The sequence below is a fragment of the Microcoleus sp. B13-B6 genome (assembly GCF_036705405.1).
Classification (GTDB): Bacteria; Cyanobacteriota; Cyanobacteriia; order Cyanobacteriales; family Microcoleaceae; genus Microcoleus.
This window is the reverse complement of the sequence record NZ_JAUBUJ010000031.1, coordinates 1-21991: the sequence shown is the minus strand read 5'-3', so window position 1 is coordinate 21991 and position 21991 is coordinate 1. Positions and strand designations below refer to the sequence as shown.

Here is a 21991-nt window from a genome sequence, read left to right as displayed (position 1 = left end):
GTCATTAGACAAATGCTTTCCTGACAACAGTCAACGGACAACAGTCAACGGACAACTGACAACGGACAACTGACAACAGTCAACTGACAACTAATAATTCCCTGACCAAGCCCAGGGACAGTTAACGAAACACAAAAACTATGCCGGACAAACTCAAGGTTCTTTATCAAGGAAAAATCGTTCCCACACTGATGGATCAGTTTAAATATACTAATATCCATCAGGTCCCCAAACTCGTCAAAGTCACAGTGAACCGCGGTTTGGGAGAAGCATCTCAAAACGCTAAGGCACTGGATTCGTCGATCAACGAAATTGGCATCATCACCGGTCAAAAACCAGTGGTGACGCGGGCGAAAAAAGCGATCGCAGGCTTCAAAATCCGCAAAGGAGTACCCGTCGGCGTTATGGTGACGCTGCGCGGCGATCGGATGTACGATTTTCTCGATCGGCTGATCAACCTCGCACTCCCCCGAATCCGTGACTTCCGCGGCATCAGCCCCAAAAGCTTCGACGGGCGCGGCAACTACAGCTTGGGTCTGAGAGAACAGCTAATTTTTCCAGAAATAGAATATGACCGCATCGATCAAATTCGAGGCATGGACATTTCAATTATCACCACAGCAAACACCGACGAAGAAGGACGCGCCTTGCTTAAAGAAATGGGAATGCCGTTCCGGGACAACTAAGCACTAGAGTAAGAAGCAAAAGATGGCAGCTAACGATACCATAGCAGATATGTTGACGCGCATTCGCAATTCTTGCATGGCGCGCCACCAAACAACGCAAATTCCAGCTACAAAAATGACCCGCAGCATCGCCCAAGTCCTCAAAAGTGAAGGCTTCATCGGCGAATTTGAAGAAGCAGAAGCAGAAGGGGTCAAGCGACATTTAGTGCTTTCTCTAAAGTACAAAGGTAAAACTCGCAAGCCCATTATCACGGCACTTAAGCGAGTCAGCAAACCAGGACTGCGCGTTTACTCGAACCGTAAAGAATTGCCCAGAGTGTTAGGCGGAATTGGCATAGCCATTATTTCTACCTCCAGCGGCATTATGACCGATCGAGAAGCTCGACGCCAAGGTTTGGGCGGTGAAGTGCTTTGTTATGTTTGGTAGTCATTAGTCATTAGTCATTAGTCACTGGTCGTTGGCAACAGACTCAAAAATCAATCACTAAGGACTAATAACTAAGCACTAATAATCAAGGACTAATAACTAAAAACAAAGGACAAAAAACTATGTCGCGAATTGGCAAGCGTCCGATTAGCATCCCCACGAAAGTCACCGTCACCCTAGACGGTCAAAAAGTAGCCGTCAAAGGCCCTAAAGGTGAACTTTCCCGAGTTATCCCAGCCGAAATCCTCATGGGAATTGAAGGCGAGACTTTACTCGTTACCCGCAGAGACGAATCTCGCGTCGCCAGACAACTGCACGGCTTGTGCCGCACCCTAGTCGCCAACATGGTCGAAGGTGTATCTCAAGGTTTTCAGCGGCGTCTCGAAATTATCGGCACAGGTTATCGGGCACAGGTTCAAGGACGGAACCTGATTTTAAACGTCGGTTACAGCAAACCCGTTGAAATGCCCCCTCCAGAAGGCATCACAATGGCAGTTGAAGGCAACACCAACGTCATTGTCTCCGGCATTGACAAAGAACTCGTAGGCAATACAGCAGCCCGCATCCGTGCGGTGCGTCCGCCCGAAGTCTACAAGGGAAAAGGCATTCGCTACAGTGGCGAAGTTGTCCGTCGCAAAGCTGGTAAAACAGGCAAAACAGGTAAGAAGTAACCGTCAGTAACCCAGGTCTAAAGACACGCTCGCTTGTAGGGGCAATTCCCGCAAGCCATACTGACCAGCCTAAGACTTTCGATGTCTACGTTTTTGGAGTCACGACACCGGGAGAATGCGTAGCTAGTTCCCTGCTCTGTCATTTGCAACTAAACAGTCTTAAGGTCACTGAGATAGTGTTGCAAGTCTAAAAAGCTCTTAAAACATTGGCGAAGCTAACATCACCCCGCAAGGGAGGCTCCGAGGAGCAAATCCGAAGTGTCATTTCTCTCTCAGGTCTAAAGACTCGCTCGTTTCCCATTTACCGAGTATTTATATGAAGCTTACTCGCAAAGAATCAGTCCAGCGCAGACACCGCCGGGTGCGGCGCAAGGTGTTCGGCACCTCCGAACGTCCCAGACTAGCGGTATTTCGCTCAGATCAGCACATCTACGCTCAAGTAATCGACGACACGGCACAGCACACTTTGGCTGCTGCGTCAACCCTCGATCCCGAATTGAAGTCAGCTCTCAGTTCTGGCGGCAACTGCTCCGCGAGCGTGCAAGTCGGTCAGTTGATTGCCAAACGCTGTTCCAGCGCTGGCATAGTCAAAGTCGTATTCGATCGGGGGGGCAACCTCTATCACGGTCGTGTCAAAGCCCTCGCAGAAGCAGCTCGCGAAGCCGGGTTAGACTTTTAGAGGGGGTAATGGGTAGCGGGTAATGAGTAATTAAAAAGTAAAAAGTCAAAAGTTGAAAGTTAAAAGGCAAAATCCAGATTTCTTCTATTTTTACTTTTTACTCAAACAATTACCACTTGCCGATCGCCTTTCACCAATTACTAATTCCCACAGGACAAAACTATGGCAGAACAAAAAGAACAGCGCAACAAGAAAAAAAGCAGCAGCAACAACAAAGGGCGCGAAAAAGAATCCGAATGGCAAGAACGGGTTGTTCAGATTCGGCGCGTTACCAAAGTAGTCAAAGGTGGTAAAAAACTCAGCTTCCGCGCCATAGTCATTATCGGCAACGAACGCGGTCAAGTTGGAGTAGGAGTCGGCAAAGCTAGCGACGTAATCGGTGCCGTTAAAAAAGGCGTCGCTGACGGCAAAAAGCACCTAATTGAAGTCCCCCTCACCAAATCTAACTCCATCCCTCACCCCATCAACGGTGACGGTGGCGGAGCTAAAGTGATGATGCGACCGGCCGCTCCGGGAACCGGGGTAATTGCAGGGGGAGCAGTGCGAACTGTTCTCGAACTCGCAGGAGTCCGCAATATCTTAGCCAAACAGCTAGGTTCTGGAAATCCCTTAAACAACGCCCGAGCCGCAGTCAATGCCCTCTCCACCCTCCGCACCTTGTCCGAAGTTGCTCAAGAGCGCGGAATTCCAGTAGAAAATCTCTACGGTTAGGGCACGCGAGAACGGGAAACTGTAAGTTTTGAGTGTTAAGTGCTTGCGGTGAAAATAAAAAAATCCGCAACTCAAAACTCACGCACTCAAAACTACTGCGTACCCCCTCTCTAAATACCAATTACCAATTACCAATTACTAAAACTATGAGATTGCAAGACGCCCGACCCAAAGCAGGCTCCCAAAAGCGCCCCCGACGCTTGGGCAGAGGTATTTCTGCCGGTCAAGGCGCGAGCTCCGGCAAAGGGATGCGCGGTCAAAAATCTAGAGCCGGTAGCGGCACTAGACCCGGTTTTGAAGGAGGTCAAAATCCTCTCTACCGCCGTCTCCCCAAGTTGAAAAGCTTCCCTCTAGTGAACCGGAAAGAGTACACTACCATTAATGTAAGTAAATTAGCATCGCTGCCAGCAAACACCGAAGTTACTCTCACCTCTTTGATCCAAGCCAAAATTGTCACCACAGACGATGGGCCGCTGAAAATCTTAGGAGATGGTGAACTGAATGTACCTTTGCAAGTGCGCGCCTCGGCTTTTACCGCAGGTGCTCGCACAAAAATTGAAGCTGCAGGCGGAAGTTGCGAATTAGTTGCGTGAAGATTTGAGGTTTGAGAGTATGTCCAAATCTCAAATCCTCTCTTCTTGCTATCAGAAAATGATTTAGTCGAAAATCCCAAATCTAAAATCCCAAATCGTAACTATGGACGTTAGTAGAGAGAAAGCGCCAACTGCACAAGAGACGTTCATGCAGATGGCTCAAGCTGCTGGTTTACGAGGCCGCATCCTCGTAACCATTGGCTTACTGATTTTAGTACGCCTGGGTGTCCACTTGCCAGTCCCCGGCATCGATCGAGTCGCCTTTGCCCAAAACGTCGAAAATAGCCCTTTAATTGGCTTTTTGGATTTGTTCTCAGGAGGTGGCTTGTCAGCTTTGGGGATTTTCGCGCTGGGGATTTTGCCCTACATTAATGCTTCAATTATTGTGCAACTTCTAACGGCGGCTCTGCCAAGCTTAGAAGAGTTGCAGAAAAATGAAGGAGAAGCAGGGCGGCGCAAGATTTCTCAAATTACTCGCTACGTTTCTTTGGGCTGGGCAATTTTGCAAAGTATTGGCATTGCGATTTGGGTCAGCCCTTTTGCTCAATCTCCATCGCCTTTATTCATAGCACAAACTGCTTTGGCTCTGACAGCCGGCTCCATGTTTGTGATGTGGATATCGGAAGTGGTGACGGAGCGAGGTATCGGGAACGGAGCCTCGCTGCTGATTTTTATCAATATTGTCTCGGTATTGCCGCGCTCTTTGGGACAAACTTTTGAATTGGCTCAAAGTGGGGACACGCAAGTTGTCGGCCGTGTAGTCGTTCTGCTGCTGGTCTTTTTGGTGACGATTGTCGGGATTGTTTTTGTTCAGGAAGGTACTCGCCGCATTCCGATTATTTCGGCCCGCCGCCAAGTCGGCCGCAAAGTTTATCGGGAGAGCCGGAGTTATCTGCCCCTGCGCTTGAATCAAGGCGGAGTGATGCCGATTATTTTTGCATCTTCGGTGTTGATTGTGCCTTCTTTCCTCGCTCAGTCTCTCAATAACCCGTTTTTGGTTCAAGTTGCTAATGTTTTGAGTCCGAACGGGCCGACGCCTTGGGCTTACGCGCTGTTTTATCTGACTTTGATTCTGTTCTTCAGCTATTTCTACGCTTCGTTGATTGTCAACCCCGTAGATATGTCTCAGAACTTGAAAAAAATGGGCGCCAGCATTCCTGGAATTCGTCCGGGTCAGAAAACGAGTGATTATGTGGAGAAGGTTTTGAACCGTTTGACTTTCTTGGGAGCGATTTTTCTCGGTCTGGTGGCCATTGTACCAACTGCTGTAGAAAGCGCGATCGGCGTGCAAACTTTTAGAGGTTTTGGCGCAACTTCCCTACTGATTCTAGTAGGTGTGGCGATCGAAACTGCTAAGCAAATTCAAACTTACGTCATCTCCCAACGATATGAAGGAATGGTGAAGTAATCGCAATGCAATTTATTTTCATGGGGCCTCCAGGGGCGGGAAAGGGAACTCAGGCTCAGATATTAGGCGCTCTCTGGAAAATACCCCACATTTCTACGGGCGAAATCCTGCGCGCCTGCGTGGTGGCGAAAACTGCCTTGGGTCTAAAGGCGCAAGCTTACATGGACAGGGGTGAGTTGGTTCCCGACCAATTGCTGATGGATATCGTGCAGGAACGCTTGAATGAACCGGACGCTAATGCGGGCTGGATTCTTGACGGCTTTCCCCGCACAGTCGCCCAGGCAACTTTTTTAGACAAACTGCTGCTGGAGCTTAGCGGTGCCGAGGGGAGTACACCCAACCCAAAATCGGGTCTCAAAGCTGTTAATCTTGACGTGCCTGACGACATTTTGGTGTCTCGCCTGCTGTCGCGGGGCCGGCAGGATGACAATGAGGAGACGATCCGCCGCAGGTTGCAAGTTTATCGCGAACAAACTGAGCCTTTGATTGATTTTTACAGCGGCCGCCAACAGTTAGTTGCGGTTGATGGCGATCGAGCAATGGAATTAGTCACCGCAGAACTGCAACAATCTCTCTCGATCGACTCTTGAACCCTCTCAATACAGCTTGTTACTCACAAGCTTTTGCTAAGATATGTTAACTAGGAGCTTTTTGTGCTATCAGGTTTTGTGAGGGTTGCTAGAGACCGGATTGAACTCGATACTAATTGCCACAACTTTACTCAAGTAAAGCTAAAGCGATCCGTTGGTTGAGTCAAGAAGTCGAACGAGGCGCCCTAATTATTGCCCCCCGTTCCCGTTGGACTCCTACCAGTAAATAGGTTTTGAGGCTCACGCCGGGACACTCCTAGTTAATCAAATGTAGAGTTGAGGTAAATACCAAATTGTCTAAGCAAGATTTAATTGAAATGGAAGGGACAGTGACGGAATCCCTGCCCAATGCGATGTTTCGCGTTGACCTAGATAATGGGTTTAACGTGCTAGCTCACATTTCCGGCAAGATCCGCCGCAACTACATCAAAATTCTGCCTGGCGATCGCGTCAAAGTCGAATTGACTCCCTACGACTTGACCAAAGGCAGGATTACTTATCGCCTTCGGAAAAAATAGGCTTAGATAAAACTTTCTAAAAACTAATTCTAAGTTTAATTAGAGAGAATTTGGTAAAAAGCTTCAAATTTATGCTATAATGCTACGTTTGTAGTGTTGCCGAGAAGGGCGTCAACAACCCACCGGTGTACCGGGTTAAGTCATTGCTACGCCGTAAAAGTATCGCTCGCCAACATTTTTGTTTTGTGCAGGCGAACTTTACCCCAGCAATGGGAGTGGGTGCAAGCGGGCTCCTTCATGAAACAACCCGCACTTTATACAATTTAATCGAGGAGAGGTCTACACCTTGCCCAGCCTCTCCTCCCACCGCTCTACGGGCAGTCCCAGCGTGCCTGTTCTCCGGTAGAGCGGGGTTCTCCAGGCAGGAAGAAAGATGAAAGTTCGAGCATCTGTCAAAAAAATTTGTGAGAAATGTCGCGTCATCCGCCGTCGCGGTCGAGTGATGGTGATATGCACTAACCCGAAACACAAACAACGCCAAGGTTAGAAAAAAAGAAGATTGGGCACTGCACCCAGGTGCATCCTAATTGAACATTGTAGCCAAACAGGAAAACTAGGGAGACAAAAAGTGTGGCACGGATTGCCGGGGTAGACCTTCCACGCGATAAGCGCGTCGAAATAGGTCTGACATACATTTACGGAATAGGCTTGTCGCGGGCCCAAAAAATTATCGCTGCAACAGGCGTAAATCCTGACACTCGCGTCAAGGATTTAACAGAGGCCGACGTGACAGCTCTGCGGGCTCATGTAGAAACAACATACCAAATCGAAGGAGACCTCCGGCGCTGGGAGTCAATGAACATCAAGCGCCTGATGGACATCGGAACTTATCGCGGTCGGCGTCACCGTTTGGGTCTGCCGGTGCGGGGACAACGAACCCGTACCAACGCCAGAACCCGTCGTGGCGTCCGCCGAACAGTTGCGGGCAAGAAAAAGGCTCCTTCCAAGAAGTAACATCTTTTTGGGAAAAATACGCTGGGGGCTGCTGGCTCCTAGCGCTTCGGGACATTAGTTGAGAGAAACGTTAAAGAGACTAATATGGCGCGACCACAAACAGGCAAGAAATCTGGTGCAAAAAAGCAGAAACGGAATGTACCCAATGGGGTAGGCTACATCCAGTCTACCTTTAACAACACGATTGTAACTATTACCGACCTCAACGGCGAAGTAATATCCTGGGCATCCGCAGGTTCCAGCGGTTTTAAAGGAGCTAAAAAGGGCACTCCCTTTGCAGCTCAAACAGCAGCAGAAAGTGCTGCCCGCAGAGCCAATGACCAAGGAATGCGCCAAATAGAAGTAATGGTGAGCGGACCCGGAGCAGGTCGAGAAACTGCTATTCGGGCGCTGCAAGGGGCGGGACTGGAAATTACCCTGATTAGAGATGTTACCCCAATTCCTCACAACGGCTGTCGCCCTCCCAAGCGGCGTAGAGTCTAAAACGATTTGAGATTTTAGATTTTAGATTTTGGATAATGGCTAACTGCTTAAAGTCAAAAACTAATGCTTCTAACTGTTGCCCCGTCCATCCAAAATCCGAAATCCATTCAGGGGTATGCTCTGCAATCTAAAATCAAAAATCAAAAATCCACAGTGGAAAAGGGAGGTCACTCCGTGGCGCAGTTTCAAATTGAATGTATAGAGTCTAACACTGACAAAGACCGGAGTCAGTACGGAAAATTCGTCCTGGAACCGCTCGATCGCGGTCAGGGAACAACTGTTGGGAATGCGCTTCGGCGAGTTCTGCTGTCAAATTTGGAAGGAACAGCAGTAACTTCAGTCCGAATCGCGGGCGTCAATCACGAGTTTGCCACGATCGAAGGGGTACGTGAGGATGTTCTAGAAATTCTCCTGAACATGAAAGAGGTCGTCCTCAAAACTCATTCTCAGCAGCCGCAAATCGGCAGGTTGCGGATTGAGGGGCCTGTAACAGTAACGGCCGATCGATTCGATTTGCCCTCAGAGGTGGAATTGATCGATCGCTCCCAATACATTGCAACTCTCTCCCCCGGCTCAGTTCTGGAAATGGAATTCAGAATTGAAAAAGGCATCGGATACCGAGCAGTAGACCGCAGTCGCGATGATGGGTCGGCTTTGGATTTTCTCCAAATTGACGCCATCTTTATGCCGATTCGCAGAGTCAACTACAGCGTTGAAGATGCTAGGGTAGGGGGCACGGTCGAGAAAGACCGGCTGATTATGGAAATCTGGACTGATGGCAGCGTGACTCCTCAAGAAGCTTTGAGTCAATCTGCCCACATCCTGGTAGATTTATTTGCACCTCTCAAAGACATCACCCAAGATTCTCTCAAACCAGAGTATCCAGGTGAAGCCGATCCTACTAGCCAAATTCCGATCGAAGAATTGCAGTTGTCCGTCCGGGCTTACAACTGTCTCAAGCGGGCTCAGATCAACTCAGTCGCAGACTTATTGGATTATACCCAAGAAGACTTGCTCGAGATCAAGAACTTCGGGCAGAAGTCCGCAGAAGAAGTGATTGAAGCTTTACAAAAACGCTTGGGCATTACCTTGCCACAGGAAAAATCAGCTAAAAGTTAATCAACGGGTAACGGGTAAAAAAGTTCTGAATTTTAAGTAGGTGAGTTTTTAAGTTAAAGAATTCACCCCCCTAGATCGCGGACTATCCCGGCGCCCAATTACCAATTACCAATTACCAACTGCCATGCGTCACCGCTGTCGCGTCCCCCAACTCAACAAACCGGCTGACCAGCGCCGCGCCCTACTGCGCTCGCTGACCACCGAATTAATCCGCCACGGTAAAATCACTACCACTCTCGCCCGCGCCAAAGCGCTGCGGCCAGAGGCGGACAGAATGATTACCCTCGCAAAAGATGGCTCATTGGCCGCTCGCCGGCAAGCTATGGGCTTTATCTACGACAAACAGTTAGTACACGCCTTGTTTGAAGCAGCCCAAGAACGGTACGGCTCGCGCAACGGGGGCTACACCCGCGTAGTACGAACTGTCCCCCGCCAAGGAGACAATTCCGAAATGGCGATCGTTGAACTGGTTTAATTCAATTTTGGGTTGGAGATTTGTGATTTATGACTGACAATCCAAAATCCCCAATCGAAAATCCCCAATCGATACAGCGCGTTGCTCTAGTAATCCAATACCTCGGCACTAACTTTCACGGTTGGCAGCGACAGCCGAACCAGCGTACAGTACAAGAAGAAATTGAAACAGCAATATCGACTGTTCTGGAACGCCCGGTAACGCTGCACGCTGCTGGGAGAACGGATGCGGGAGTTCACGCTGCTGCTCAAGTAGCCCATTTTGATGCCCACGGCCCAATTCCGGCTCACCGTTGGGCAAGCGTTCTCAACTCTCGACTGGCAAAAGATATTTTAATTCGAGCTTCGGCAAAGGTGGAACCTACCTGGCACGCTCGGTTCTCAGCCAGTTGGCGGCGCTATCGCTACACCCTTTATACAGACCCGACGCCTAATTTGTTTGTGCGTCCTTTTGCTTGGCACTGCTATCACGCTCCTGTGGATGAATCTTTGATTCAGACAGCTTTGACACCGCTCATCGGGCGGCATCACCTGGCTGCTTTCCACCGCGCGGGGTCTGCCCGCCCCCATTCCTGGGTGGACGTACAAGCTGCCGAGTGTCAGCGTTCTGGGCCTCTTATCTATATTGAGGTTCAGGCAAGCGGGTTTCTGTACGGGATGATGCGGCTGCTGGTGGGGTTGCTGGTGCAGGTGGGTCGCGGGGAAAGGCCGATCGACAATTTCACAGATATCTGGGTCAACGAACGCCGAGAAATGGTAAAATATGCCGCTCCCGCTCAAGGTTTGTGCCTGCTGCGGGTTGGCTATTCAGAATTTCCCTTTCCCCCAGATGTCTGGTACGACACTCAGCCAAAATTAGTCATTAGTCATTAGTCATTAGTCATTAGTCATTAGTCATTAGGTAACTACTAATAAAAAACTAAGGACAACTAACAATTAAAAACTGACAACTGACAACTGACAACTGACAACTAACAACAGTTAACAGTTAATAGACAACTAACAACAAACAATGAACAAAACTTACGTCCCTACTCAAGACTCCCTAGAGCACAAGTGGTACGTGGTCGATGCCGCCGACCAGCGACTGGGCCGTCTGGCAACTGAAGTTGCCATGTACCTCCGGGGGAAACACAAACCGACTTACACTCCTTCTATGGATACCGGCGACTTCGTAATTGTCATCAATGCGGACAAAATCGCTGTTACTGGCAAAAAACGCACCCAGAAAATCTACCGCCGCCATTCTGGAAGACCGGGCGGCATGAAAACAGAAACTTTTGCCAAATTGCAAGCACGTTTGCCCGAAAGAATTGTCGAAGAAGCTATACGAGGAATGCTGCCTCACACTTCTCTGGGCAGACAACTGTTTACTAAACTCAAGGTGTACGCTGGCCCCAACCACCCGCACCAAGCTCAAAAACCAGAAGAATTAATTGTTCACACGATTCCGGGAGGAAATGAGTAATGCAAGCAACAGATACATCCGGTCGCGCTGTGTACTGGGGTACCGGCCGTCGCAAGTGTTCCGTAGCGCGGGTGCGTTTGGTTCCCGGCACTGGCATACTGACAGTCAATGGTAAAGAGGGGGATTTGTACCTGCAATTCAACCCTACTTATTTGGCTCTGGCTAAGGCCCCTCTGGAAACTTTGGGTCTGGAAAATGAGTACGACATTTTGGTAAAAGTCGAAGGCGGTGGCTTGACAGGTCAGGCTGACTCGATTCGCTTGGGTGTCGCTAGAGCACTTTGTCAATTAGACCCGGACAACCGCAAGCCTCTGAAGACTGAGGGCTATTTGACTCGCGACCCGCGGGCCAAAGAACGGAAAAAGTACGGTTTGCGGAAAGCTCGCAAAGCTCCTCAATACTCCAAGCGGTAATCGAGGTTCGGCAGCGGATTGTGTAACGGATGTAACGGATGTAACGGATAGAAGGAAGAAGGAAGAAGGCAAAATTATCCAGATTCTATCTTCCTTTTTTTTCAAGTCTATTTCCGATTCCTGCTTCCTGGTTCCAACAGATATAAGGCAAAATTGGTGCTGTTGTTGGTGTACAAGTCCTGCGGCAGCTAAAATGGTTGTAAAGTCAAAAATTAGAGAGTAAAAAACAATGGCAAAAGAAGGCATTCACCCTGAGTGGTATCCCGAATCTCAGGTTTATTGCAACGGCGAACTTGTGATGACTGTGGGTTCAACAAGACCAAAGCTTCAAGTTGATGTCTGGTCGGGAAATCATCCTTTCTATACTGGCACTCAGAAGATTATTGATACTGAAGGTCGTGTGGAGCGCTTTATGCGGAAATACGGCATGACTGAGGTAGAAATGCCGAAGGCAGATGCTTCCTCTGGGCCGCTGAAAATGGAAGAGCCGAAAGCAGATGCTTCTAAGGCTGCTGGTAAAGGCAAAAAGAAGAAGTAGCCGGATTGTCATTTGTCCGCAGTTTGTTGAGAGTAGTTCTTTCTACTGGCAACTTACCGCCCTCGGATTTTAGATTTTAGATTGAAGACTTCGCTATGCAGGCAGTTGAGTTCTATCGCGTAGAGTTCGATCGACATTCTATCCTAACTGCTCTTGAGTTCTAAAATCTAAAATCTAAAATCTAAAATCTAAAATCGATCCGCCCTCGGATTGGAGAGTTTAGATTGAAGACTTGCTAAGCAGGCAGTAGAGTTCGATGGAGATTCTATTCCAACTGTTCTTCAAATCTAAAATCTAAAATCTAAAATCTAAAATCTAAAATCGATTGACAAAGGACAACTGACAATGGCTGAATCTTATTTGCTGGATAAATTGAAGTCGGTAGAGCAAACTTTTAATGAGTTGACTCGCCGCATGGCTGACCCGGATGTCGCTAGGGACAATCAAGAGTTTCAACGGGTAGCAAAAGCTCGATCGTCCTTGGAGGAAGTGGTCGATACTTTTGCTCTGTGGAAAACGACTCAGGAAGATTTGGTGGGCGCGCGACAGGTTCTCAAGGAAGCTGCGGGCGATCGAGATATGCAAGAAATGGCTGGGCTGGAAGTTCAGGAACTTGAGTCGAAGCTGGAGAATTTGGAAAGTCGTTTGAAGGTTTTGCTGCTCCCCCGCGACCCGAACGATGACAAGAATATTATGCTGGAAATTCGGGCGGGTACTGGCGGAGATGAGGCTAGTATTTGGGCGGGAGATTTGCTGCGGCTGTATTCGCGCTACGCTCAAACTCAAGGCTGGCAGGTGAAGTTGGTGAGCGAGTCGCTGGCGGAAATGGGCGGCTTTAAAGAGGTGATTCTGGAAGTTACGGGCGACAGCGTTTACAGCAAGCTGAAGTTTGAGGCTGGAGTACACCGGGTGCAGCGAGTGCCTGTGACTGAGGCTGGCGGCCGGGTGCATACTTCGACGGCGACGGTGGCTGTGATGCCGGAGGTTGATGATGTGGAGATTCACATTGATCCGAAGGATATTGAGATGAGTACGGCTCGATCGGGCGGCGCTGGCGGTCAAAACGTGAACAAGGTGGAAACTGCTGCGGATTTGTTTCACAAGCCGACGGGAATTCGGATTTTCTGTACTGAGGAGCGCAGTCAGTTGCAGAATAAGGAGCGGGCGATGCAGATTTTGCGGGCTAAGCTCTATGAGATGAAGTTGCGGGAGCAGCAGGATGAGGTGAAGTCGCGGCGTTTGGCTCAGGTTGGTACTGGTTCGCGATCGGAGAAGATTCGCACTTACAACTATAAGGACAATCGGGCTACCGACCACCGTTTGGGGGAAAATTTCTCGCTCAATAGTGTTTTGGAAGGAGATATTGAGGGGATTATTCAAACTTGCATTTCTCAGGATCAGCAGGAACGTTTGGCTGAGTTGGCTGCTTCTACTAATTGATGGAGTGATGGGGGGCTAGGCGCATTGTTTGCTCAGCCTCAGTTCCCTTGTTACGCGGGAGATATGGTTGAGTAGGGCTTCCCAAATTGCATCGGCGATCGCTACTGGATATTTGAAATGTTCGAGGTCGTATTGTACAATGACTTCTAGGGGTGCTAGGATTTGCTGGTTTCGACAACTGGCAATTGCTGCGATCGCCTCTTGTTGCCATCTGGCAAATAGTCTGTAGCTGAAAAAGGAACTGCATTTTTGTCCTTTCTTGTTCAGGTAAACGACTATTACTTGATGTTGTTTGGGGTAAACTTTGACTATGCGGTTGACGGGCATTCTCAAGGCTTCGGCTGCTTCTATTTTGGAGATTTGCCAGCGCTGGGGTTTTAGCCAACCGGAGGCTGTAAGGCTTTGACGGGTGCGGCTGGGCTTGTGAGTTTTTAGATTGCGTCTCTTGGTCATTTTTACTTTCCCTGATGTCTGTCTTCGGTTTCAAAGTTCGATCGGGCTGTCCCCTTATGTTGGGTTCCTAGCTCAGAACCATTTGTTTAGCGACCCGTTCGGCGTATCAACACTTAGGTTGTAATTATTAGTTTACTTGCAATGCGCCCCTGTGTCAAGTGTAATTATGAATTGCAAGTGGAAAATTTGGGAGTTGGGAAGTAAACTGAATTATGTGGGATTAAGTAGTGACGGCAGTTGTGAACGCAGAAGCTAAAAAAAAATTGATCGAGATTGTCAAACTAGCTCGCGGTTCCATGAGTCAGCGGGGATTCGGCAAGCTTCTGGGTGTCTCTGCGACTGCGGTTCAGTTGTGGGAAAAAGGTCAGAGCATCCCAGATACAGAAAATTTGGCTCAGATTGCTGTGAGGGCAGGGTTTACACTTGAAGAGTTGCTGGCTCATCTGGAAGGCAAACCCATGCGTGAACCGGTAGATACTAACGATCTGCTGAAAAAAATTCAATGTATACCAATTAGTGAGTTAGCCGTGGTTGGTAGAGCCGTGATGGATAGACTCGCGGCGGCGGCTGAGTCGTCTGGGAAATATAGTTGATGTATCTGTTCGTAAGTAGACTCGTAGATACGATCGCATAGCTTTTAAGTTGTGAACATCCAAAATAGACAAAAACTTAGTGAAATCATCAAAACTGCTCGTGGAACAATGAGTCAGCGAGCGTTTGGTAAGCTTTTAGGCGTTTCTGCGACTGCTGTTCAGCTTTGGGAAAGGGGCGATACGGTTCCAGAGACGGAAAACTTGGGTAAGCTCGCAGCGAGAGCAGGCTATACTCTGGAAGAGTTTCTCAGCATTTTGGATGGCAATCCAGTCTCGCAACCTTCAGAAATTAACGATATTCTCAAAAAAATTCAGTTTTTGCCTCTGAGTCAGGTGGCGCTAATTGCTAAAGCTGTAGCGGATAGATTCGCTGCGTCGGCTGAGGCTGCTGGAGAATGAATATGAAGCAAATTTATCTGTAAACTAGGAGTTGTGGTTATCTCGTGGCTGATACCGTGGACGCAGAAGCTAAGAAAAAACTGAGTGAGGTTGTTAAATTAGCGCGGGGCTCGATGAGTCTGACCGCTTTTGGCAAGCTGTTGGGAGTTTCTGCTGCTTCTGTCTTGTATTGGGAAAAGGGGCAGGTACTTCCAGATACGAAAAATTTGACTCAGATTGCGACAAGAGCAGGCTTTACGATGGAAGAGCTTATGGCTCATCTCGAAGGCAAGCCGGTGCAGGAACCCGTAGATACTAACGATCTGCTTAAGAAAATTCAATGTATGCCACTGAGTGACTTAGCAGTGATTGTTCGAGCTGGTATGGAGCGACTGGCTGCTGCTGTAGCTTCTGGGAAGTATGGTTGATGTAGATAGACCAGTTTTCTTGTAGGTACGATCGAGTAGCTTTTAAGTCGTGAACATCCAAAAGTGTCAAACCGATGTTCAAGCTGCTAATTTTAATTTTTATGGCGCTGCCCGATCGCCGATCGATACAATGATAGATATCCTAAATCTGTGTTGACGATGAACGTTATTCTTGCCATACCAGAAGAGCTGCAAACCTATATTGAGGATCAAATTCAGGCAGGGGCTTATGCCAGTGCGGTAGAGTATTTTCTAGACTTGGTGCAGCAAGATCGCCAGCGAAAACAGGCACAAGCTAAACTAGAAGGTTTGCTGCAAGAGGGTTTAGACTCGGATGGGGAACCCGTTACGGCTGCGTACTGGCAGAATTTGCGGGAATCGGTTTTGGGTGGCGATTCACAACCAGTATGAGCAATCGATTAATCGATACAATAAAGCAATCGATGCAGCAGAATGCTATTAACCTACGGCAAATTCTGTAAATTGGCGCATATAGGGTGCATGGAACCCCAGAACAATATCATCTTTAGCAATACCTAATTCCATTAAATCCAGGGTGATATCGTCTGCCGTTGTGTTGAGTTGTAGCCAGATTTTTTCATCTTTAATATCGAGATGTAAAATCGGGCCGTAGACACGCTTACTTTTGTACCAGCCGACATACACTAATTGGTAATGGTCGCGCTGTGGATCGAACAGAATTTGGAGTTCTAACTCTGAATTGCTAGAAGTTCCAGAACGCATCTGAGCATAGTTGAGTAAGGCTTGCTGCACGGCATTTCGATAACGATCTAGTTTAGCCATTGTCTGATTTCCTCTCTGGTAGGATCGTAGACGATGAGACGGGTTTGACTCCTTTGAATGACGGATTGAATGAAGGGAACAACAAAAAAGTCGTCATAAATGCTGACAGGAACGGCGAGGTAAAGTTTTCGATCGGGATCGGTATCTTCGAGTGCGTAGCGATAGTTAAGACACTGACCCAAGGCAGTATGAAATTCCGAAAGTGTAGAGGCTCCAAGAAAGCTTTTGACCTCAACAGCGATTTTTTGACCCTTGCGCTCGGCATTGACACTCAAGCGGGCTAAAGCCACTGAGATTCTGCTGACAGAATAACTCTAGTTATTACTAAAGTCTAATTCTCGCTACGGTGGCCAAACACCGTCTACCCAGTCGGTCAAGTTTTACACCTAACTTACTGGCTACTTTTCTTAGAATATTGCCCGCGCCATTCAGATCCGCGTTAATTATAGTTCCATTAGCAGAGCGATACAATCCACGTTTAATTCGCTTTCCAGATGCTTTCCATCCAAGCGGTTTTTCACCATACCTGGGTAGGAAGTCTCCATCAAGAAAGCTAGCTTTAGAGCTGTATGCTTCTTCTGTTTCAGTGAACTTAATGCCGTGTAAATTACAAAGTTGCTTTAAGCGATCTTTCAGTTTTCCTAATGGCATCTGAACAAACTTTTGATTGTTCAGTTTGCCCATATCAACATTGGACTTAAACCCTTGGTTCCATCCAATCACTAGATTACCGATACCGTGTTTCAAACAATGGTCAATAATTAACTTTGCAGCTTTGCTGACACCATCGCGCATCTGGTGATTGCGCTTGCGGGTTACGCGGTCTAACCAACTGTCCCAATAACCCGTGGGCTTTCCTTCTTTTCTAGTCGCTACTTTCTTATTCCAAAGTTGATTCATCGCCTTCATGGCGCGAGCATCAACCAAGAAAGAATTTCCAAGCGTGTCAACACAAGCTGCTAAGTTGTCAGCCGTCCCCAAGTCAATTGATAGAGCTTGATTGTAATCCAAATCATGTTGTTTACATTCTACTTCGTAAGACATTTCTAAATAGAAAGCGCCATTCTTAGGGAGAATCGTGAACTCTTTAACCTTTGTGTAGTCAATATTTGACGGCATAGGTAGAAAGAATTCAGAAACCCCAAACCAGCGCCGTACTGTTAAGCCCAGGGAAAATCTCAACTGGTCGCCGACAAGCGCTGGCTTTAATCCACCAGAATTTGGGTAGGCGACTTTAAACAATTTAGAGCCTGTTAAATAGCTCGGAGGCTTGGGTCTAAAGTGCAATTGACCTTTGCTATACAAAGCTTTTAACTCTTTGAAGCTTTTGAACGCCTCCGTAACCGACATCAAAGTTTGTTGCATAGGCGTTGAAGGCAGCGACTTAGCAACCATCGACTTTGCGATTGACGGTTCAAAAGATAAATCAAATTTTCCAGTCAACAGTTTTCCTGTTTTGAAAAGTGTTTGACGAGCGAAGTAAACAGCACTATTGTACAGCTTGCCGGATTGCCGACAAAGATATTGTAATACGGCTTCAATTTCTTTGGTAGGAGACAACAATACTTGCTGCACTCCCATTGTTTTTTTGACTTTAGTCACCTCTTTTTCCCGAAATTTAGTTGATTTATTTAGTTTAGGTGAGTATAGTGGATAAGTCAATCCATAACAACAAAACTTTATGTTGCCAATTCCTGAGTACCAGACTCACAACCACGTCAAATTCCTACTTAATTACCATTTTGTGTTTATCCCAAACGCCGGAAAAAAGTTCTGGTTGGCAGTGTAGCAACTAAGCTGCGTGAAATATTTTTAGCACTTTCAATCGAGAAAGGTTGGGATATTTTAGCTCTGGAAGTAGCGCCAGATCACGTACACTTATTTGTAGCGGTTAAGCCGATGGATACTCCTGCGTTAGTTGTCAAGGCATTCAAGGGACGTTCTAGTCATAATTTAAGGGCTGAATTTCCAGAATTAAAAAAGCTGCCGTCCTTGTGGACGAGCAGCTATTTTGTTAGTACCGCAGGCAATATTAGTAGTGAAGTTGTTAGGAAATACATCGAAGATCCGCATCACTCTGCTAATTAAGAAAGACACTCTTGACTGAAGTCCCCCGAGTCGCTTCCCTCTCAGGGCTGAAGCCACTGAGTTTCCCGCATCCCGTATTAATTCTTATGAGTAACTTCTCTGCTCCAAAGTCAATGTAGAGGTTGCTGAGGCGCTCGATCGGGATTGTAAGTGGATCATCAGTAATTGTCCAGCCATCTTTTTGGAGGGCGACTTTTACGGCTTCATGAAATCGATCTTTGGCAGGCATAGCCACTGAGAACGCTTTACTATTCCTATTTTACCATTGAATCGTGCTGCCCGATCGCCGATCGATACAGGAATTACGTTTTAACTAAATGCGATCGCCCTCTCCCTGACTCAATATGTCTAAAAATTCTCGGACAATGCGATCGGGTTCTTCTGTGCATCTGTTAGCGTCGCAATAGTGGATGATGCTGATACCGTGAGATGCAAACAGGCGATCGCGCGTTTCATCTTTTTGTGTATCGGGATGCGATATTTCCAGAATACCCCATTTGCCTTGGTGGAAGATGAGGAAATCTGGTTCTTGGTTTTGTCGGCCTGCGGGTGTTGTGAGGCGGGCTTTGGAGTTGGGGAAAAAGAGGGTGTTTGTGCGATCGAGCGCTTCTGCTATTTTTACTTGTTCTTCACAGTGAAAGCGCAGATCGTTCCAGTGATAAATCCTTGATTTTATGCTAGATAAAATTCCCTGGTTGTGCGCGTCTTCGGCCTTGATAATTTCATCTGATACTGTATTATAATCAGCTAAAATTGCACCGTGTAAATCTGCTGACGAATCAGATTCACTTAAGTTTGCGAATGATAGTCGGGCTCCGCTTAAGTTAGCACCGCTGAGGTTAACTCCAATAACTTGAGTTCGATGTAAAGTCACTTGATTTCGCCGCAAGTATCGCTTAAAAACAGAGCGTAAATTATTTTTTTTTACCTTTTCATCAAAAGCTTCTGAGAGTTGTTTCCAGAGTTTAGCCGCCAGCGCTTTGATGTATTCATCATTATATTGAGAGAGTTGAGAAATTTCTTCATAGGAATGTCTGCCTTCCCAGCATTGTCTGAAGATGAGCTCTTGCACGTCGTTTAAGCCTTCGCCATCGAGGAGAGTTTCTGCGATCGCGATTGCTTCATCAACGGTCATGGCTTAAGTTTCCTTAAAGTATATATTTGGTGAAGTTTTGACAATAATACCATTTTTTTATGATGCTGTATAGAACCCGATCCCCCTAAAGAGGGCGGGCACGGGGGCACCGCCCCTACAAGGGGGGGGACAAGATTTTGATCAAAGTCCCCCTTCTTAAGGGGGATTTAGGGGGATCGAGATATGTGCAACGACCCATTAAATTAATATAAGAGGCTATATCTTAGGAATTAAGGCTGATGTTCATTCAACCAATTGGTTAAATCTGAGGCTTCTGAAAAATCCAGCAGCGCCTCTCCTAAATCCTCTAATTCTTCTACGGATAAAGTCTGAATTTGCTCGGTTGTTTCAGGTGCGATCGTACCGATACGTCGAATCAACAGACGACTGAGGAACGACAGCGCCTCATTTTTCCTTCCTTCAAGGAGGCCATCTTCGCGAATTTCTTGGTAAATCACAGAACCGCGCATAGTTTCCTTCCTAAATAGTTGTCTGATTAAGTCTTTTTCAAATCTCAAACCTGCGAGCACTTGGGTGCAAGCGAGTAAATCCGCTTGTTGAGTAGGTTCTTCTATTGTAGCAATCTGAGTAGCTATTTGCTCTAACAAAGTTCGCGGCGAGTTGGTTTGAGATAGTGTTGCGAGTGGGAGCAAGCCGGGGACTGACAGCAGTAAAGCGGGGTCTTGTTCCCAGAGGCGAATAACTCGATATCCGTGTCGGGTGTTCGCGTCTGTGTACTCCGATACAAAAACTTGTTCTGAGGCTGTTTGCTGCAAAAAGATTACTACTTGATTGATGGAACAGGAGTATTGCCGTTTGAGCCTGACGTAGTAGTCTAGCATCCTGAAGGCGATCGGCGGGTCGGAGTAGGGTCTGGTTTCAAATTCCAGATGCAGGATTTGGTTATCTGTTTGCAGGAAAACGAGAGAATCGGCTCGGATGGGCTCTTGAATTAGTTCGGTTTTGAGTACCTGAACGCTGGTGGGTTCGTCAATTGGTAGCAGCCAGCGGACGAAGGCTGCGGGGAATTTTTCGGCTAGATATTTGCAGGTGTTGTCGTAGGCCAAGAAAGTTGGGTTGTGAGAAAGGTTATTTACAAGAGTTTAACTCTAGGAGCATCTATCTGAGAGGAGATTTTTGGGGAATTTGGGGAAAGTCCTTACTTTTTATCACTTTTTATCACTTTTTATCACTGACAAAGATGCGATCGAGTTGATAAAGTATTTCACTAATAGCTCGCGAGCAGTGCTCCATAGGTAGCAATATAGAATAATGAATAAGCGATTAAAACTGATATTTCTAACATCTAGCATTATATGCACAGTGCTTTTTCCTTCGGCAAGCTGGGCGCGGACTGTGTTGCAAGAAATTCAGCAAACAGGAGTTTTAAAAGTTGGGATTAGAAAAGATGCTGTGTTTTTTGGCTATGAAGACGGACAAGGCTGGAAAGGCTATTGTACAACTTTTGCAGGTGCACTAGCAAACAGCCTCAGCCGACAACTAAACAGAAATGTTAATGTAGTGGCAGTCCGTTCTACTATTCAAAATCGCGAGGCGCTCGTGAGAAACGGAAATGTGCATATAGAGTGTGGGCCTAACACAATCAGCAGCGCTAAAGAACAAGTCGAAAATATTAAGTATTCTCAAGCATTTTTTATTACAGGTACACAGTTGCTTGTCAAAAATCAAAATAGAAACGTCAACTTGTCAAATACAAGTATTGGCGTCCTTCAAGGTTCTGCTAATTTAGCAGCAGTTGCCAGAGTATATCCTCGTGCTGAAATAGTACAGTTTACCGAAAGATATTTAGGCATAACAGCAGTATCGAACGGTAAAATTACTGCATTTGCGGGCGATACGGTTCTTTTGGTAGGAGAAGCAGTCAGACAAGGATTGCCTGTAGATACTTTTGCTTTATTGCCCAGCCAACCTCTTTCCTGTGACGTATATGGGATGATACTTCCCGCTAACGATTCTCAGTGGCAAAATTCTGTTAATTCTTTCATTAATAGCAGTGAAGGAAAACAGGCTTGGGGTACTTGGTTTGGAGAATTAGTGCCTTATCTCAAAGCAACTATTGATTATTGCAGTAGATAATCAAACCGTTGGTTGCTTCTATTATTCAATGCTTTGTTAAGTAATTTTTATGAACGAACAAGGAATAATCAAAACCCTAGTATGTGGAGTAATAGTAGCTATTGTAGGATCGTCAATCCATATTTTTCAGAGTGAAATTAAACAATGTATTGGTTGGCAAGCAGGTTTCTGCCCTCTGACTAATGAGATTACATACGAGACTGGTAGTAGATATAAAGGTGATATTTTAAATAGTAAGCCACATGGTAAAGGAGTATGGACTTCTGCCAAGGGTGCTCGCTATGAAGGGGAGTTCAAGGTAGGGAAATTCAATGGTAAAGGCGTGTTTACTTATACCAATGATAGTCATTACGATGGGGAATGGCTCAATGATAAAAAGAATGGTAAAGGGGTATTTACTTATACGAATGGCGATCGCTACGATGGGGAATGGCTCAATAATAAAAGAAATGGTAAAGGCTTGTTAATGTATGCGAATGGCGATCGCCTAGAAGGTGAGTGGAAAAATAATAGTTATATCAAGGGTGTGTATATTTATAAGAATGGCGATCGCTATGAGGGAGACTGGAGCAATGACGGAACAAAGCGCAATGGCAAAGGGACTTTGACCTATGCTGATGGTCGGCGTTATGTAGGTGAGTTTCGTGACAACGAAATCAATGGTAAAGGAAATATGACTTACCCTAAAAACAATGAGACACAAAGTTATGACGGTGAGTGGAAAAATGGCAACTATAACGGTGTAGGTACTATTATTTGGTCTAATCAGGGTAAGAGCATCTCAATCAGCCTTGACAAAAGGATTTGAGAAGAAGCATCATGTATTCATCATTCATTGCAGCC

32 protein-coding genes and 1 pseudogene are annotated in these 21991 nt (G+C 46.7%); 26 read left to right on the top strand and 7 right to left on the bottom strand.

The genetic code is table 11. The features are described from left to right. Positions 1-140 precede the first annotated feature (140 nt). The 19 genes from rplE to prfA all read left to right on the top strand — a co-directional run bounded on the left by rplE (position 141) and on the right by prfA (position 13172). Positions 141-686, top strand: coding sequence for a 50S ribosomal protein L5 (gene rplE / locus QUB35_RS16040; protein ID WP_006634989.1), 546 nt, complete (start codon positions 141-143; stop codon positions 684-686). 22 nt (positions 687-708) lie between these two features. After that, a complete protein-coding gene (gene rpsH, locus QUB35_RS16035) occupies positions 709-1113 on the top strand; it encodes a 30S ribosomal protein S8 (RefSeq protein ID WP_190657976.1) in 405 nt (134 codons plus the stop codon). A 122-nt stretch (positions 1114-1235) separates the two neighbouring features. Next, positions 1236-1784, top strand: coding sequence for a 50S ribosomal protein L6 (gene rplF / locus QUB35_RS16030; RefSeq protein WP_333039622.1), 549 nt, complete (start codon positions 1236-1238; stop codon positions 1782-1784). A 316-nt stretch (positions 1785-2100) separates the two neighbouring features. Next, positions 2101-2463 (top strand): 50S ribosomal protein L18, encoded by a 363-nt coding sequence (gene rplR / locus QUB35_RS16025; protein ID WP_333142828.1) that lies wholly within the window; start codon positions 2101-2103, stop codon positions 2461-2463. 162 nt (positions 2464-2625) lie between these two features. Continuing rightward, positions 2626-3174, top strand: coding sequence for a 30S ribosomal protein S5 (gene rpsE / locus QUB35_RS16020; RefSeq protein ID WP_190745441.1), 549 nt, complete (start codon positions 2626-2628; stop codon positions 3172-3174). A gap of 146 nt (positions 3175-3320) precedes the next feature. Next, a complete protein-coding gene (gene rplO, locus QUB35_RS16015) occupies positions 3321-3767 on the top strand; it encodes a 50S ribosomal protein L15 (RefSeq protein WP_006634984.1) in 447 nt (148 codons plus the stop codon). A 103-nt stretch (positions 3768-3870) separates the two neighbouring features. Beyond that, positions 3871-5175, top strand: coding sequence for a preprotein translocase subunit SecY (secY, locus tag QUB35_RS16010; RefSeq protein ID WP_333142827.1), 1305 nt, complete (start codon positions 3871-3873; stop codon positions 5173-5175). A gap of 5 nt (positions 5176-5180) precedes the next feature. Further along, positions 5181-5765, top strand: a complete 585-nt coding sequence (locus QUB35_RS16005) for an adenylate kinase (protein WP_333142826.1) — start codon at positions 5181-5183, stop codon at positions 5763-5765. Positions 5766-6058: 293 nt separating this feature from the next. Further along, positions 6059-6283: a translation initiation factor IF-1 gene (infA, locus tag QUB35_RS16000; RefSeq protein WP_006276978.1), complete on the top strand. Its 225-nt coding sequence runs from the start codon at positions 6059-6061 to the stop codon at positions 6281-6283. A 373-nt stretch (positions 6284-6656) separates the two neighbouring features. Further along, positions 6657-6770: a 50S ribosomal protein L36 gene (gene rpmJ / locus QUB35_RS15995; RefSeq protein WP_015178722.1), complete on the top strand. Its 114-nt coding sequence runs from the start codon at positions 6657-6659 to the stop codon at positions 6768-6770. An 83-nt stretch (positions 6771-6853) separates the two neighbouring features. Then, positions 6854-7237 carry a 30S ribosomal protein S13 gene (gene rpsM, locus QUB35_RS15990; protein ID WP_006634981.1) on the top strand — a complete coding sequence of 128 codons (384 nt, stop codon included), beginning with the start codon at positions 6854-6856 and terminating at the stop codon, positions 7235-7237. A gap of 84 nt (positions 7238-7321) precedes the next feature. After that, positions 7322-7720, top strand: coding sequence for a 30S ribosomal protein S11 (gene rpsK / locus QUB35_RS15985; RefSeq protein WP_332978136.1), 399 nt, complete (start codon positions 7322-7324; stop codon positions 7718-7720). Between the two features lie 174 nt (positions 7721-7894). Then, the gene (locus QUB35_RS15980) at positions 7895-8839 is read left to right on the top strand and encodes a DNA-directed RNA polymerase subunit alpha (RefSeq protein WP_332958426.1); all 945 of its coding nucleotides are present in this window, start codon (positions 7895-7897) and stop codon (positions 8837-8839) included. 124 nt (positions 8840-8963) lie between these two features. Further along, positions 8964-9314: a 50S ribosomal protein L17 gene (gene rplQ / locus QUB35_RS15975; RefSeq protein ID WP_190657966.1), complete on the top strand. Its 351-nt coding sequence runs from the start codon at positions 8964-8966 to the stop codon at positions 9312-9314. A 29-nt stretch (positions 9315-9343) separates the two neighbouring features. Next, entirely contained in the window at positions 9344-10186 is an 843-nt protein-coding gene (truA, locus tag QUB35_RS15970; protein WP_190745434.1) for a tRNA pseudouridine(38-40) synthase TruA, read from the top strand. Positions 10187-10325: 139 nt separating this feature from the next. Continuing rightward, complete coding sequence (gene rplM, locus QUB35_RS15965) at positions 10326-10781, top strand: 50S ribosomal protein L13 (RefSeq protein ID WP_015178725.1); 456 nt, start codon at positions 10326-10328, stop codon at positions 10779-10781. Further along, a complete protein-coding gene (rpsI, locus tag QUB35_RS15960) occupies positions 10781-11194 on the top strand; it encodes a 30S ribosomal protein S9 (RefSeq protein WP_194067224.1) in 414 nt (137 codons plus the stop codon). Before rplM ends, rpsI begins: the two co-directional genes overlap by 1 nt. A gap of 229 nt (positions 11195-11423) precedes the next feature. Further along, entirely contained in the window at positions 11424-11732 is a 309-nt protein-coding gene (gene rpmE / locus QUB35_RS15955) for a 50S ribosomal protein L31 (RefSeq protein WP_333142825.1), read from the top strand. A gap of 345 nt (positions 11733-12077) precedes the next feature. Next, positions 12078-13172 carry a peptide chain release factor 1 gene (gene prfA / locus QUB35_RS15950; protein WP_333142824.1) on the top strand — a complete coding sequence of 365 codons (1095 nt, stop codon included), beginning with the start codon at positions 12078-12080 and terminating at the stop codon, positions 13170-13172. Between the two features lie 15 nt (positions 13173-13187). Here prfA and QUB35_RS15945 read toward each other — a convergent pair whose 3' ends face one another. After that, entirely contained in the window at positions 13188-13625 is a 438-nt protein-coding gene (locus QUB35_RS15945) for a hypothetical protein (protein ID WP_333142823.1), read from the bottom strand. A 227-nt stretch (positions 13626-13852) separates the two neighbouring features. Here QUB35_RS15945 and QUB35_RS15940 point away from each other — a divergent pair, with 227 nt between their 5' ends. From QUB35_RS15940 to QUB35_RS15925, 4 genes are all read left to right on the top strand, one after another. After that, complete coding sequence (locus tag QUB35_RS15940; protein WP_333032907.1) at positions 13853-14218, top strand: helix-turn-helix transcriptional regulator; 366 nt, start codon at positions 13853-13855, stop codon at positions 14216-14218. 108 nt (positions 14219-14326) lie between these two features. Beyond that, positions 14327-14617, top strand: coding sequence for a helix-turn-helix domain-containing protein (locus QUB35_RS15935; protein ID WP_236504535.1), 291 nt, complete (start codon positions 14327-14329; stop codon positions 14615-14617). Between the two features lie 44 nt (positions 14618-14661). Then, a complete protein-coding gene (locus tag QUB35_RS15930; RefSeq protein WP_333142822.1) occupies positions 14662-15024 on the top strand; it encodes a helix-turn-helix domain-containing protein in 363 nt (120 codons plus the stop codon). A 159-nt stretch (positions 15025-15183) separates the two neighbouring features. Beyond that, on the top strand, positions 15184-15435 hold the full coding sequence (locus QUB35_RS15925) for a hypothetical protein (RefSeq protein ID WP_333142821.1): 252 nt from the start codon (positions 15184-15186) through the stop codon (positions 15433-15435). Between the two features lie 48 nt (positions 15436-15483). On the opposite strand, the gene QUB35_RS15920 is transcribed toward QUB35_RS15925, so the two are convergent. The 3 genes from QUB35_RS15920 to QUB35_RS15910 are packed head-to-tail and all read right to left on the bottom strand — an operon-like array spanning position 15484 to position 17409. Then, entirely contained in the window at positions 15484-15828 is a 345-nt protein-coding gene (locus QUB35_RS15920; protein WP_333101792.1) for a XisI protein, read from the bottom strand. After that, positions 15816-16118, bottom strand: coding sequence for an element excision factor XisH family protein (locus tag QUB35_RS15915; protein WP_333142820.1), 303 nt, complete (start codon positions 16116-16118; stop codon positions 15816-15818). The genes QUB35_RS15920 and QUB35_RS15915 overlap by 13 nt, the downstream gene beginning before the upstream one ends. Before the next feature lie 34 nt (positions 16119-16152). After that, positions 16153-17409 carry a transposase gene (locus QUB35_RS15910; protein WP_333142819.1) on the bottom strand — a complete coding sequence of 419 codons (1257 nt, stop codon included), beginning with the start codon at positions 17407-17409 and terminating at the stop codon, positions 16153-16155. Positions 17410-17509: 100 nt separating this feature from the next. Here QUB35_RS15910 and tnpA point away from each other — a divergent pair. Further along, positions 17510-17916: pseudogene (tnpA, locus tag QUB35_RS15905) on the top strand (IS200/IS605 family transposase). On the opposite strand, the gene QUB35_RS15900 reads toward tnpA, so the two are convergent. From QUB35_RS15900 to QUB35_RS15890, 3 genes are all read right to left on the bottom strand, one after another. After that, positions 17909-18145, bottom strand: a complete 237-nt coding sequence (locus QUB35_RS15900) for an element excision factor XisH family protein (RefSeq protein ID WP_333142818.1) — start codon at positions 18143-18145, stop codon at positions 17909-17911. The pseudogene tnpA and the gene QUB35_RS15900 overlap by 8 nt on opposite strands. Before the next feature lie 84 nt (positions 18146-18229). Next, positions 18230-19051: a pentapeptide repeat-containing protein gene (locus QUB35_RS15895; RefSeq protein ID WP_333142817.1), complete on the bottom strand. Its 822-nt coding sequence runs from the start codon at positions 19049-19051 to the stop codon at positions 18230-18232. Positions 19052-19281: 230 nt separating this feature from the next. Then, positions 19282-20118 (bottom strand): Rpn family recombination-promoting nuclease/putative transposase, encoded by an 837-nt coding sequence (locus tag QUB35_RS15890; RefSeq protein WP_333142816.1) that lies wholly within the window; start codon positions 20116-20118, stop codon positions 19282-19284. Positions 20119-20374: 256 nt separating this feature from the next. On the opposite strand from QUB35_RS15890, the gene QUB35_RS15885 reads away from it, so the two are divergent. Both QUB35_RS15885 and QUB35_RS15880 read left to right on the top strand, forming a co-directional pair. Continuing rightward, positions 20375-21148, top strand: a complete 774-nt coding sequence (locus tag QUB35_RS15885; protein WP_333142815.1) for an amino acid ABC transporter substrate-binding protein — start codon at positions 20375-20377, stop codon at positions 21146-21148. A 49-nt stretch (positions 21149-21197) separates the two neighbouring features. Beyond that, positions 21198-21956: a hypothetical protein gene (locus tag QUB35_RS15880; protein WP_333142814.1), complete on the top strand. Its 759-nt coding sequence runs from the start codon at positions 21198-21200 to the stop codon at positions 21954-21956. The last annotated feature ends 35 nt before the right edge of the window (positions 21957-21991 follow it).

What these genes read in the sequence shown, in the direction of transcription:
- rplE (WP_006634989.1), top strand. Translation starts at nt 141, where the DNA reads ATGCCGGACAAACTCAAGGTTCTTTATCAAGGAAAAATCGTTCCCACA.
- rpsH (WP_190657976.1), top strand. Translation starts at nt 709, where the DNA reads ATGGCAGCTAACGATACCATAGCAGATATGTTGACGCGCATTCGCAAT.
- rplF (WP_333039622.1), top strand. Translation starts at nt 1,236, where the DNA reads ATGTCGCGAATTGGCAAGCGTCCGATTAGCATCCCCACGAAAGTCACC.
- rplR (WP_333142828.1), top strand. Translation starts at nt 2,101, where the DNA reads ATGAAGCTTACTCGCAAAGAATCAGTCCAGCGCAGACACCGCCGGGTG.
- rpsE (WP_190745441.1), top strand. Translation starts at nt 2,626, where the DNA reads ATGGCAGAACAAAAAGAACAGCGCAACAAGAAAAAAAGCAGCAGCAAC.
- rplO (WP_006634984.1), top strand. Translation starts at nt 3,321, where the DNA reads ATGAGATTGCAAGACGCCCGACCCAAAGCAGGCTCCCAAAAGCGCCCC.
- secY (WP_333142827.1), top strand. Translation starts at nt 3,871, where the DNA reads ATGGACGTTAGTAGAGAGAAAGCGCCAACTGCACAAGAGACGTTCATG.
- QUB35_RS16005 (WP_333142826.1), top strand. Translation starts at nt 5,181, where the DNA reads ATGCAATTTATTTTCATGGGGCCTCCAGGGGCGGGAAAGGGAACTCAG.
- rpmJ (WP_015178722.1), top strand. Translation starts at nt 6,657, where the DNA reads ATGAAAGTTCGAGCATCTGTCAAAAAAATTTGTGAGAAATGTCGCGTC.
- rpsK (WP_332978136.1), top strand. Translation starts at nt 7,322, where the DNA reads ATGGCGCGACCACAAACAGGCAAGAAATCTGGTGCAAAAAAGCAGAAA.
- rplQ (WP_190657966.1), top strand. Translation starts at nt 8,964, where the DNA reads ATGCGTCACCGCTGTCGCGTCCCCCAACTCAACAAACCGGCTGACCAG.
- truA (WP_190745434.1), top strand. Translation starts at nt 9,344, where the DNA reads ATGACTGACAATCCAAAATCCCCAATCGAAAATCCCCAATCGATACAG.
- rplM (WP_015178725.1), top strand. Translation starts at nt 10,326, where the DNA reads ATGAACAAAACTTACGTCCCTACTCAAGACTCCCTAGAGCACAAGTGG.
- rpsI (WP_194067224.1), top strand. Translation starts at nt 10,781, where the DNA reads ATGCAAGCAACAGATACATCCGGTCGCGCTGTGTACTGGGGTACCGGC.
- rpmE (WP_333142825.1), top strand. Translation starts at nt 11,424, where the DNA reads ATGGCAAAAGAAGGCATTCACCCTGAGTGGTATCCCGAATCTCAGGTT.
- prfA (WP_333142824.1), top strand. Translation starts at nt 12,078, where the DNA reads ATGGCTGAATCTTATTTGCTGGATAAATTGAAGTCGGTAGAGCAAACT.
- QUB35_RS15945 (WP_333142823.1), bottom strand. Translation starts at nt 13,625, where the DNA reads ATGACCAAGAGACGCAATCTAAAAACTCACAAGCCCAGCCGCACCCGT.
- QUB35_RS15935 (WP_236504535.1), top strand. Translation starts at nt 14,327, where the DNA reads ATGAGTCAGCGAGCGTTTGGTAAGCTTTTAGGCGTTTCTGCGACTGCT.
- QUB35_RS15925 (WP_333142821.1), top strand. Translation starts at nt 15,184, where the DNA reads ATGAACGTTATTCTTGCCATACCAGAAGAGCTGCAAACCTATATTGAG.
- QUB35_RS15920 (WP_333101792.1), bottom strand. Translation starts at nt 15,828, where the DNA reads ATGGCTAAACTAGATCGTTATCGAAATGCCGTGCAGCAAGCCTTACTC.
- QUB35_RS15910 (WP_333142819.1), bottom strand. Translation starts at nt 17,409, where the DNA reads ATGGGAGTGCAGCAAGTATTGTTGTCTCCTACCAAAGAAATTGAAGCC.
- QUB35_RS15900 (WP_333142818.1), bottom strand. Translation starts at nt 18,145, where the DNA reads ATGCCTGCCAAAGATCGATTTCATGAAGCCGTAAAAGTCGCCCTCCAA.
- QUB35_RS15895 (WP_333142817.1), bottom strand. Translation starts at nt 19,051, where the DNA reads ATGACCGTTGATGAAGCAATCGCGATCGCAGAAACTCTCCTCGATGGC.
- QUB35_RS15880 (WP_333142814.1), top strand. Translation starts at nt 21,198, where the DNA reads ATGAACGAACAAGGAATAATCAAAACCCTAGTATGTGGAGTAATAGTA.